We start from the raw sequence: 11763 nt of genomic DNA, 5'->3' as shown, positions 1-11763 counted from the left end.
GCGTGGGCGTGCCGCGATATGCGTGCCGCGCTCGCGTGCGGCACGCGGGCGTCAAACCATCTTGCAGCCGGTCTTGTCGAGCGGCAGGAACGATTGACCGGAACTCACGATATCCGCGTAGTCGTCGGCGTTTTTCATCTTGTTCTTCGCCTTACCCTTCAACAGATAATAGTTCTTCAGTACCTGGTGGTCGCCTTTGCGAACCTCCTCCGGACCAGTCAAACCGTCGTATTTCATGCCTTCGAGTGCTGCGATTACTTTCTTCGGATCGACATTGCCCGCTTTCACGATGCCGTCCAGCAGGATCTTCGTGCAGATATAGGAGCCCGCCAGGCTGTAGTTGGGGTTCGCCTTGAATGCGGCGTTCGTGCGTTTGACAAGATCGCGGTTGAGCGGCGAATCGATGTCGTGCCAATACTGCGCGCCGAAATAGACGCCTTCGCAAAGATCCGCGCCAAGCGATTCGAATTGCTCGAGTCCGGACGCCCACGCCATCAGAATCGTGCAGTTGTTCTTCATGCCAAAGCTCACGGCCTGGCGCAACGTATCGGACGACTGCGAGCCGAAGTTCAGAATAAGCAGAACGTCAGGCTTTGCTGCAACTGCATTCGTCAGATAGCCGCTGAACTCCTTCTCATTGAGCGAGTGGTAGCTGTTGCCCACGTGCTCGATACCCTTCTCTTTGAAGATCGCCTTGGCGGCCGACAGCAAGCCGTCGCCGAACACGTATTGCGGCGTGATGGTGTACCAGCGTTTCGCCTTGGGCAGCGTCTGGATCAGCGGACGCACCGTTTGCTCGATCGCGCCATAGGTCGGCACCGACCAGCGGAACGTGGCGTCGTTGCAGTCCTTGCCGGTGATTTCATCCGCGCCCGCCGTAGTGATGAAAATGCCGCCGGCTTTCTGCACTTCCTTGCCCATTGCCAATGCTTCGGAGGACAGAATACCGCCCGCAAAGAAGCGTGCATTCTTCTGCTGCGCGATTTCCTGAACACGGCGCACTGCGGTTGCCGGCTTGCCTTCCGTGTCGAGCACCGTGTATGCGAGCGGTTGGCCCAGCACCTTGCCGTACTGCTCGATAGCGAGCTTCATGCCGAGGTCGGCGTATTTTCCGTTCGCCGCGAACGGACCGGACATCGGCACCGGACAGGCGAACTGCAAGGTGCCGGCCTGCGCGAACGCGCTTCGCGCGACCAGCGAACCCAACGTCCCCGGAACGGCCGACAACGCGGCCAGCTTCAACATATTTCGGCGATTCAAAATGACGCTCCTTAGGAAAGAGACACGCACTGACCGACTACGAAACTGCACACACTGCGCGAACGAGTACTCGAGCTTGCTGGCCGCCGTGAAGTTTTCCACCTCACAGGCTTTGTTCTATTTATCATGATAAATAGGTTGGACTTGATCGTAGGTACAATAAATTCGGGTGTCAATAAGGCAAAATTCCTGGCAGCATGAGGCGGCCTTCTGTGCTGCGAAGGCGCCGGCGGATCAATCGAAGATCGTGCAGGACAAACTGGGAGCATCGAATATGGCCACGGACCGCGCCAAGGCTGGCGTCGCGATTGAGATCAAGCAGCAGAAACGCGGCGATCTGGTCGCGGAGGAAATCAAGCGGCTCATCACCGAGAAAGACCTGAAGCCAGGCGACCGCCTGCCGCGCGAGGTGGAGTTGCAGCAACTCTTTTCGGTAAGCAAAAGCACGATCCGCGAGGCGCTGAAGTCGCTCGAAGTGCAAGGACTCATCAAAGTGACCACCGGCCCGAGCGGCGGCGGCATGGTGGTGGAGGTGCCGCTCGATCGCACGTTGCAACTTCTGCAGAACTACCTGTTCTTCAAGGACGTGTCGATCGACGATATCTACACTGTGCGCAAGCTGCTGGAGCCGGAACTCGCGGCAGGGGCCGTGCCGTATCTGACGGAGCAGGACTTCGAGGCGCTCGACGCGAGCATTGCATGCTGCGATCGGCCGGCTTCGTCACATGGCGGGCAGGACATTGTGCGGCAACGTCAGGAAGACGTGAATTTCCACGACATCCTCGCAGCGGCGAATCCTAACCCGTTCCTGCGTTTCAGTTGCGAGTTGATCAACGAAATGATCCGGCAGCTCATCGAGTTTCGTAACGACACGCCGCAAGCCGAACATGAGCGGTTCGGTCAGGCTAACGTCAAGATTCACAAAGCGATTACGAAAGCAGCACGTGAGCGCGACGCAGAGAAAGTGCGCGAGTTGATGGTGATCCACATGACCGAAGCGCCGCGCTATGTGAAGCGGATGAAGGGAAAACTGCGCGGACGTCTGATCCTGGATTCGGAGATTCGTCGACGGGTGCGAGCGCGAAGCGTCATGCCAGCTGACAAGGGCGATGACGAGTGAGGCGGGATTTGATGAAGGTTACTGGTGTTGTGGATTGCGCATTGTAAGGCGAGGGCGCTTCCGTCGTGGACGGCCGGTATGTTGCCTGTGCGGATCGCGGGTTTTTTCTCTACCGAATGGATGTGTAAATCGCTCGATGCATCTGGCATATAGCCTTAGGTGCGGCTTGCTCGCCACATCGGCGCAACGCACAGGCAACGCACAGGCAACGCGGGACTCAAGTCTATGAGACACGCGGCGGCGTGGGGAAAATATCGAAAGGCGTCGCGCACGTGAGCAGAGAGATGCGCGCACCGGTCCCCGTGACGGAGAATCGTGGCGAAGGCCACCCATCAAACGGAGTTCCACTCGGTCCGCCGGTTCAATGCACACCGAGGGCTCAACCTTTTTCGGGGCGCGCCGTTATTGCATCTGCACAGGCGCAAACATTGGACCTTCATGGCACAACCTATCCCGTTATCTCGTAATACTGGCGTTGCACGTGCACGGCACGCCAAGGCCATGCTGCTACCGATCGCCCGGCAGACCGCCGACGACCTCGCACTACGGGTCCATCTGGCACTCGACGCCTTGCGCCGCGGCGCCGGCAGCATGACCGACGCACAAACACTCACGCAAGTCATGCTGTTGACTGGCTTTCTGGCTGAGTCGGGCTTCGGCTCGGCGACTGGCGAGCAGTTGAGTGCGGCAGAACGCGCGGTGTCGGCCGTGTTCGATATCGGCCGTGAGACCGGCAAGTGGCGTTTGGACGAGGCGGGATTCTCGCTTTTTGCGATGATCGCGACGAACTACGATCGGCAGTTGCATAGCGCGCCCCTTTGGGCCATCACAGATGCAAGTGAGCGACTTGATCGATTTACCGCAGGCATGTCGTATCAGACTCCAGTGCGTAAGCGAGCCTAGGCCGATCGGCGAGCGAAATCTTTCGATGCATTTCCTGCCAAGCGACGGGTACGGTGTACTGGGAAGGCGCCGCGCGGATATCGCGACGCAGTAAGTCATGAGATGGATCTGACGCCGGGCACCGCTGGCTGTGCGTGGGTACGGCAGCGGTGCGGGTGTCAGGAGGGTGGAGTGTCGCGGGTGAATTGCGCCGTGGCGCGGCGGGATGCGGGTAGCGAACCGGGTCAGGTTTTTCGCGGCGGTTTTGCGCGCTGCTTCTGTTCTGCTTCTGTTCTGGATGGTGTGAGCGGTAAACGCAGAAACCCCACCTGTGTTGGGGTGGGGTTTCTGATGCTGCTTGGGAGCCTGACGATGACCTACTTTCACACGGGTAATCCGCACTATCATCGGCGTGGAGTCGTTTCACGGTCCTGTTCGGGATGGGAAGGGGTGGGACCGACTCGCTATGATCATCAGGCATGACTGGTTGCCGCGCTGGATCTGGGGCCAGCGCGGCCAATCGGGAAGAAGTAGTTTCTGGTGATGCTCACCAGGGGTGGAGCGTGGGGTTGTGTTGTTTCTGCTGGCACAACACGGATCACTCAACCGTGCGTGTCCTGTTTCCCCCTGTGGGGGCAAGACACACCTGTTATAGGATCAAGCCTTACGGGCAATTAGTATCAGTTAGCTTAACGCATTACTGCGCTTCCACACCTGACCTATCAACGTCCTGGTCTTGAACGACCCTTCAAGGGGCTCGAAGCCCCGGGGATATCTCATCTTAAGGCGAGTTTCCCGCTTAGATGCTTTCAGCGGTTATCTCTTCCGAACATAGCTACCCGGCGATGCCACTGGCGTGACAACCGGTACACCAGAGGTTCGTCCACTCCGGTCCTCTCGTACTAGGAGCAGCCCCCTTCAAATATCCAGCGCCCACGGCAGATAGGGACCAAACTGTCTCACGACGTTTTAAACCCAGCTCACGTACCTCTTTAAATGGCGAACAGCCATACCCTTGGGACCGGCTACAGCCCCAGGATGAGATGAGCCGACATCGAGGTGCCAAACACCGCCGTCGATATGAACTCTTGGGCGGTATCAGCCTGTTATCCCCAGAGTACCTTTTATCCGTTGAGCGATGGCCCTTCCATACAGAACCACCGGATCACTATGACCTGCTTTCGCACCTGCTCGACTTGTCGGTCTCGCAGTTAAGCACGCTTATGCCATTGCACTATCAGCACGATTTCCGACCGTACCTAGCGTACCTTCGTACTCCTCCGTTACACTTTGGGAGGAGACCGCCCCAGTCAAACTGCCTACCATGCACTGTCCCCGGTCCGGATAACGGACCAAGGTTAGAACCTCAAACAGACCAGGGTGGTATTTCAAGGTCGGCTCCACGCAGACTGGCGTCCACGCTTCAAAGCCTCCCACCTATCCTACACAGACCGGTTCAAAGTCCAATGCAAAGCTACAGTAAAGGTTCATGGGGTCTTTCCGTCTAGCCGCGGGGAGATTGCATCATCACAAACACTTCAACTTCGCTGAGTCTCGGGAGGAGACAGTGTGGCCATCGTTACGCCATTCGTGCAGGTCGGAACTTACCCGACAAGGAATTTCGCTACCTTAGGACCGTTATAGTTACGGCCGCCGTTTACCGGGACTTCAATCAGGAGCTTGCACCCCATCATTTAATCTTCCGGCACCGGGCAGGCGTCACACCCTATACGTCCACTTTCGTGTTTGCAGAGTGCTGTGTTTTTATTAAACAGTCGCAGCCACCAGTTTATTGCAACCCCTTCACCCTTCTGGCGCAGGCCAGTCAGGCTACAGGGGCGTACCTTATCCCGAAGTTACGGTACCAATTTGCCGAGTTCCTTCTCCCGAGTTCTCTCAAGCGCCTTAGAATACTCATCTCGCCCACCTGTGTCGGTTTGCGGTACGGTCTTGTTAAACTGAAGCTTAGAGGCTTTTCCTGGAACCACTTCCGATTGCTTCTTCACCGAAGTGAATGGCCTCGCACCCTTGAATCCTGCGCCCGGATTTGCCAAAGCGCCTTCTCCAATGCAAGGACCGGGACTTCCAACACCCGGACAACCTTCCGCGATCCGTCCCCCCATCGCATTTAACAATGGTGCAGGAATATTAACCTGCTTCCCATCAGCTACGCATTTCTGCCTCGCCTTAGGGGCCGACTCACCCTACGCCGATGAACGTTGCGTAGGAAACCTTGGGCTTACGGCGAGGGGGCCTTTCACCCCCTTTATCGCTACTCATGTCAGCATTCGCACTTCCGATACCTCCAGCACACTTTTCAATGCACCTTCGCAGGCTTACGGAACGCTCTCCTACCATGCATATAAATATGCATCCGCAGCTTCGGTATATTGCTTAGCCCCGTTACATCTTCCGCGCAGGACGACTCGATCAGTGAGCTATTACGCTTTCTTTAAAGGATGGCTGCTTCTAAGCCAACCTCCTGACTGTTTTAGCCTTCCCACTTCGTTTCCCACTTAGCAATATTTGGGGACCTTAGCTGGCGGTCTGGGTTGTTTCCCTCTTGACACCGGACGTTAGCACCCGATGTCTGTCTCCCGTGATTGCACTCTTCGGTATTCGGAGTTTGCTATGGCGTAGTAATCCGCAATGGACCCCACAACCATGACAGTGCTCTACCCCCGAAGGTGATACACGAGGCACTACCTAAATAGTTTTCGGAGAGAACCAGCTATTTCCAGGTTTGTTTAGCCTTTCACCCCTATCCACAGCTCATCCCCTAACTTTTCAACGTTAGTGGGTTCGGACCTCCAGTACGTGTTACCGCACCTTCATCCTGGCCATGGATAGATCACCTGGTTTCGGGTCTACACCCAGCGACTGAATCGCCCTGTTCGGACTCGCTTTCGCTACGCCTGCCCTAATCGGTTAAGCTTGCCACTGAATGTAAGTCGCTGACCCATTATACAAAAGGTACGCCGTCACCCTCTTTCAAAGGCTCCGACTGTTTGTATGCATGCGGTTTCAGGATCTGTTTCACTCCCCTCCCGGGGTTCTTTTCGCCTTTCCCTCACGGTACTGGTTCACTATCGGTCGATCACGAGTATTTAGCCTTGGAGGATGGTCCCCCCATCTTCAGACAGGATTTCACGTGTCCCGCCCTACTTCTCGCATACCTAGTTCTTCCATGATGTTTTCGTCTACAGGGCTATCACCTGCTATGGCAGCACTTTCCAGAGCTTTCGACTAACACTACGGATAAAGAATGCAGGCTGGTCCCATTTCGCTCGCCACTACTCTGGGAATCTCGGTTGATTTCTTTTCCTGCGGTTACTTAGATGTTTCAGTTCACCGCGTTCGCTTCACGCAGCCTATGGATTCAGCTACGGATGACCCATACGGGCCGGGTTTCCCCATTCGGATATCGGAGGATCAAAGCTCGTTTGCCAGCTCCCCTCCGCTTTTCGCAGGCTACCGCGTCCTTCATCGCCTGTGATCGCCAAGGCATCCACCACATGCACTTGTTCGCTTGACCCTATAACGGGTGTGTCTCTCGATACACACGCTACAGGTTGAGTATTCGTGTTGCGCCGTATTCCAAAGCAATCTTTCGATCACCTTTTCATACATTGATACAATCACAACCCTGATTCACCTACTCGCACACCCATCTCTAAGTATGCTTTCGTGAATCTCCTTACTACTTCTTCCTGATTGTTAAAGAACGACAGCCGATATCACGGTTGCTATAACCATGTATCACTCTGACTGGCTCAATCGCCAATGCACAACGCTCTGCTTCTCTCGCAGAACGCTACGCATTGAGGATTGGTGGAGGATGACGGGATCGAACCGACGACCCCCTGCTTGCAAAGCAGGTGCTCTCCCAGCTGAGCTAATCCCCCAGTCATGCACACACCAGATCCGCCCTGCCCCCTTCGGGGGTGGGATGCCCGTAAGCGCTAAAGCGCCAACGGTCATCGACATGGTGGGTCTGGATGGATTCGAACCATCGACCCCCGCCTTATCAAGACGGTGCTCTAACCGGCTGAGCTACAGACCCCTGAGTCTGTCTGCGTTTCTGTCTTCAATTTCACAGCCGATAAGCGTGAGCGCTCAACGCTTGACACGTTAGCTCGGGAAAGGAGGTGATCCAGCCGCACCTTCCGATACGGCTACCTTGTTACGACTTCACCCCAGTCATGAATCCTACCGTGGTGACCGTCCTCCTTGCGGTTAGACTAGCCACTTCTGGTAAAACCCACTCCCATGGTGTGACGGGCGGTGTGTACAAGACCCGGGAACGTATTCACCGCGGCATGCTGATCCGCGATTACTAGCGATTCCAGCTTCACGCACCCGAGTTGCAGAGTGCGATCCGGACTACGATCGGTTTTCTGGGATTGGCTCCCCCTCGCGGGTTGGCGACCCTCTGTTCCGACCATTGTATGACGTGTGAAGCCCTACCCATAAGGGCCATGAGGACTTGACGTCATCCCCACCTTCCTCCGGTTTGTCACCGGCAGTCTCCCTGGAGTGCTCTTGCGTAGCAACTAGGGACAAGGGTTGCGCTCGTTGCGGGACTTAACCCAACATCTCACGACACGAGCTGACGACAGCCATGCAGCACCTGTGTTATGGCTCCCTTTCGGGCACATCCACCTCTCAGCAGACTTCCATACATGTCAAGGGTAGGTAAGGTTTTTCGCGTTGCATCGAATTAATCCACATCATCCACCGCTTGTGCGGGTCCCCGTCAATTCCTTTGAGTTTTAATCTTGCGACCGTACTCCCCAGGCGGTCAACTTCACGCGTTAGCTACGTTACCAAGTCAATGAAGACCCGACAACTAGTTGACATCGTTTAGGGCGTGGACTACCAGGGTATCTAATCCTGTTTGCTCCCCACGCTTTCGTGCATGAGCGTCAGTATTGGCCCAGGGGGCTGCCTTCGCCATCGGTATTCCTCCACATCTCTACGCATTTCACTGCTACACGTGGAATTCTACCCCCCTCTGCCATACTCTAGCCCGCCAGTCACAAATGCAGTTCCCAGGTTAAGCCCGGGGATTTCACATCTGTCTTAGCGAACCGCCTGCGCACGCTTTACGCCCAGTAATTCCGATTAACGCTTGCACCCTACGTATTACCGCGGCTGCTGGCACGTAGTTAGCCGGTGCTTATTCTTCCGGTACCGTCATCCCCCCACCGTATTAGGGCAGAGGTTTTCTTTCCGGACAAAAGTGCTTTACAACCCGAAGGCCTTCTTCACACACGCGGCATTGCTGGATCAGGCTTGCGCCCATTGTCCAAAATTCCCCACTGCTGCCTCCCGTAGGAGTCTGGGCCGTGTCTCAGTCCCAGTGTGGCTGGTCGTCCTCTCAGACCAGCTACAGATCGTCGCCTTGGTAGGCCTTTACCCCACCAACCAGCTAATCTGCCATCGGCCGCCCCTGTAGCGCGAGGTCCGAAGATCCCCCGCTTTCCTCCGCAGAGCGTATGCGGTATTAATCCGGCTTTCGCCGGGCTATCCCCCACTACAGGACACGTTCCGATGTATTACTCACCCGTTCGCCACTCGCCACCAGGGTTGCCCCCGTGCTGCCGTTCGACTTGCATGTGTAAGGCATGCCGCCAGCGTTCAATCTGAGCCAGGATCAAACTCTTCAGTTCAAACCTGTTACTGTTTTTCGGGCTCTTCCGAGCCCGGTCGCTCACTCAACGTACTGACGAATGATCCAACCATCTTGCGACAGTCAAACCTTCCTTTCATTACTGTGTGAGACCTGATACTTCCGCTTTACGGCAGATCCCGGAAGATCCGCCCCGCATCGCGCATCAAGCGCCCACACTTATCGGCTGTTAATTTTTAAAGATCGGGTCCGCATTCACCACCAAACCGCCACCGGGAAACCTCAACAACCCACCACCCGGTACCGCTTCGTTCTGCGTCGCTGCATCAGCAGCAGAGAGACGAGATTATGGAGAACGAGTGACGCGTCGTCAACCCCCTTTTGTGAATTTTCTTTTGACCCGGCGCTGATCGACGCCAGAATCACTCGCCCCCTATATATAGCGAGAGCGACGCAGAAATGATCCGTCGTGTGAGGGCGGCCGAGTTCCTCTATAGTGAGGAGCTTGAAATCAGCCGATATGCACGCACCTTGATGCATGGATCCGGCAACCGCTCTACGTCCGGCCGGCAGCTTGGGGATGCACCTGCAACAAACGCGCATGATGAAATGATGTGCACACAATGAGCGCGAAAGCTCAAGCTCGTATATAATGCGAGCCGCGCGAATTTCGCACATTTCTATCGGCCCGCTTCGAGCGGGCTCATCTTTTTTGCTCCCCAGAGCACAGCCAAACAACCGCGTTGAGTCACTCAGGTGATGTTGAGCCATGCTCGAAACGCCTGACGGTCGCGTCTTGCGTCTCATAGCGAAGCCTCTAGAGGAGAATACGTGAACCCTTTTGATCGCGAAGATTCGCAACACGAAACCGCCGGCTACGCCGCCAAAGCTCCCTCGGGCCGCACGGCCAAGGGCAAGGGCGCCGGCAAAGCGATCCCCGTGGCGGCCGAACTGCCGCCGCAGCAAGCTGAGGAACGTCAGCGCCAGATGCGTGCGCTGATCCAGTTGGGCAAGGAACAGGGTTATCTTACCCACGCGCAGATCAACGACCATCTGCCCGACAACTTCGCGCAAACGGCCGCGATCGACAGTATTGTCAGCGCGTTCAACGACATGGGCGTGCAGGTCTACGAGCAGGCGCCGGACGCAGAAACGCTGCTGCTCAACTCGAACGCCCCTGCCGTGGTGTCGGACGATCAGGCAGACGAGGAAACCGAAGTCGCCCTGTCGACCGTCGATTCCGAATTCGGCCGCACAACCGACCCCGTGCGCATGTACATGCGCGAAATGGGCGCGACCGAACTGCTGACGCGCGCCGGCGAAATCGCGATTGCCAAGCGCATCGAAGACGGCCTGCACGAAATGGTGCAGGCAATCGCTGCTTGCCCGCTCGCGATCTCGGCGATTCTGGCGAGCGCCCAACAGGTTGCCGACGGCGAGCTGCGCATCGACGAACTGGTCGACGGCCTCAATGAAGACACGATCGCCGCCGAAGAAGACAGCGCAAGCGCGGAAGCATCGGCCGAAGTCGACGCGGACACGGACGGCGACGAGGACGAAGACAGCGACGACGACGTCGGCCCCGCTGACTCGTCGGCAGCAGACGAAGCACGCCTGAAGCAGCTCACGAGCGACTGCCTCGAAATCTTCGCGCAAGTCGGCATGCTGTCCGACCAGATGAACGCCTCGCACACGCGCGGCGACGTCACCTCGAAGGCGTATCAGCGCGCGCGCGAAGAGATCCAGCAGCACCTCGCGAAGATCCGCTTCACGGCACGCACCATCGACCGCCTGTGCGGCGACGTGCAGCAACAGGTCGCGCAAGTTCGTGCGATCGAGCGCAACATTCTGCAAATCGTTGTTTCGAAGAGCGGCATGCCGCGCGAGAAGTTCATCGAGTCGTTCGCCGGTCATGAAGCCGACCTCGGCTGGACGGAACGTGCGGCGCGCGGTGCGTCCGCCTACGGCGCGGCGCTGGAGCGCCATTTGCCGGCCATTCAGTCCGAACAGCAAAAGCTGATCGAAATCGAAGCCACGGTTTCGCTGCCGCTGAAGCATCTGAAAGAAATCAACCGCCAGATGGTCGCGGCCGAATCGAAGATGCGCAAGGCGAAGAGCGAGATGATCGAGGCGAATCTGCGTCTCGTGATCTCGATCGCGAAGAAGTATGTGAATCGCGGCATGCTGTTCCTCGACCTGATCCAGGAAGGCAACATCGGCTTGATGAAGGCCGTGGACAAGTTCGAATACCGCCGCGGCTGGAAGTTCTCCACGTACGCAACGTGGTGGGTCCGCCAGGCTGTCACGCGTTCGCTTGCGGATCAGGCTCGCACGATCCGCGTGCCGGTGCACATGATCGAAACGATCAACAAGCTGAACCGCATTTCGCGCGAAATCCTGCAGCAGACCGGTCAGGAAGCGCATCCGTCCGTGCTCGCGGAACGCATGGAACTCTCGGAAGAGAAAGTGCGCGGCATTCTGAAGATCGCCAAGCAGCCGGTGTCGATGGAAACGCCGGTTGGCGACGACGGCGATGCCACACTCGGCGACATGATCGAAGACTCGGCAGCTTCTTCGCCGGCCGACGCGGCCATGCAGGCCGACTTGCGCGCCGCCATCGACGACGCGCTCGACTCGCTGTCGCCGCGCGAAGCCAAAGTGCTGCGCATGCGTTACGGCATCAACACGAAGTCGGACCATACGCTCGAAGAAGTCGGCAAGCAGTTCGACGTTACGCGTGAGCGGATTCGTCAGATCGAGAGCAAGGCCATGCGCAAGCTGATGCATCCGAGCCGCGCCGATCGTCTGAAGTCGTTCCTCGACCGCTAAGTCGGCAAATGCGCTTGTCGTGCTTTACTACGCACGGCAA

General features: G+C 57.1%; 4 protein-coding genes, 2 tRNA genes and 3 rRNA genes. 3 read left to right on the top strand and 6 right to left on the bottom strand.

Features of this window, described 5'->3' with window-relative positions; translation table 11 throughout:
* Positions 1-51: 51 nt before the first annotated feature.
* Positions 52-1260 (bottom strand): ABC transporter substrate-binding protein, encoded by a 1209-nt coding sequence (locus BXE_RS24370; RefSeq protein ID WP_040124069.1) that lies wholly within the window; start codon positions 1258-1260, stop codon positions 52-54.
* A 274-nt stretch (positions 1261-1534) separates the two neighbouring features.
* Between BXE_RS24370 and BXE_RS24365 the strand changes: the two genes are divergently transcribed.
* Both BXE_RS24365 and BXE_RS24360 read left to right on the top strand, forming a co-directional pair.
* Positions 1535-2380: a FadR/GntR family transcriptional regulator gene (locus BXE_RS24365; RefSeq protein ID WP_011490795.1), complete on the top strand. Its 846-nt coding sequence runs from the start codon at positions 1535-1537 to the stop codon at positions 2378-2380.
* 438 nt (positions 2381-2818) lie between these two features.
* The gene (locus tag BXE_RS24360) at positions 2819-3283 is read left to right on the top strand and encodes a hypothetical protein (protein WP_040125013.1); all 465 of its coding nucleotides are present in this window, start codon (positions 2819-2821) and stop codon (positions 3281-3283) included.
* Positions 3284-3626: 343 nt separating this feature from the next.
* On the opposite strand, the gene rrf is transcribed toward BXE_RS24360, so the two are convergent.
* From rrf to BXE_RS24335, 5 genes are all read right to left on the bottom strand, one after another.
* Positions 3627-3740 (bottom strand): 5S ribosomal RNA (gene rrf / locus BXE_RS24355).
* 175 nt (positions 3741-3915) lie between these two features.
* Positions 3916-6797: ribosomal RNA gene (locus tag BXE_RS24350) — 23S ribosomal RNA — on the bottom strand.
* Between the two features lie 294 nt (positions 6798-7091).
* Positions 7092-7167: transfer RNA gene (locus BXE_RS24345), tRNA-Ala, on the bottom strand.
* An 81-nt stretch (positions 7168-7248) separates the two neighbouring features.
* Positions 7249-7325, bottom strand: a tRNA-Ile gene (locus tag BXE_RS24340).
* A 78-nt stretch (positions 7326-7403) separates the two neighbouring features.
* Positions 7404-8934: ribosomal RNA gene (locus BXE_RS24335) — 16S ribosomal RNA — on the bottom strand.
* The 16S, 23S and 5S rRNA genes sit together here with 2 tRNA genes alongside, the layout of an rRNA operon.
* A gap of 791 nt (positions 8935-9725) precedes the next feature.
* Between BXE_RS24335 and rpoD the strand changes: the two genes are divergently transcribed.
* On the top strand, positions 9726-11723 hold the full coding sequence (gene rpoD, locus BXE_RS24330; protein ID WP_011490793.1) for an RNA polymerase sigma factor RpoD: 1998 nt from the start codon (positions 9726-9728) through the stop codon (positions 11721-11723).
* Positions 11724-11763 lie beyond the last annotated feature (40 nt).

This window comes from Paraburkholderia xenovorans LB400 (assembly GCF_000013645.1).
GTDB classification, from domain to species: Bacteria; Pseudomonadota; Gammaproteobacteria; order Burkholderiales; family Burkholderiaceae; genus Paraburkholderia; species Paraburkholderia xenovorans.
Note: the sequence above shows the minus strand (reverse complement) of the source record. Positions and strands in the feature narration are given on the sequence as shown.

Bases quoted from the DNA above. Each gene is read 5' to 3' on its own strand.
- BXE_RS24365 (WP_011490795.1), top strand. From the start codon at position 1,535: ATGGCCACGGACCGCGCCAAGGCTGGCGTCGCGATTGAGATCAAGCAG.
- BXE_RS24360 (WP_040125013.1), top strand. From the start codon at position 2,819: ATGGCACAACCTATCCCGTTATCTCGTAATACTGGCGTTGCACGTGCA.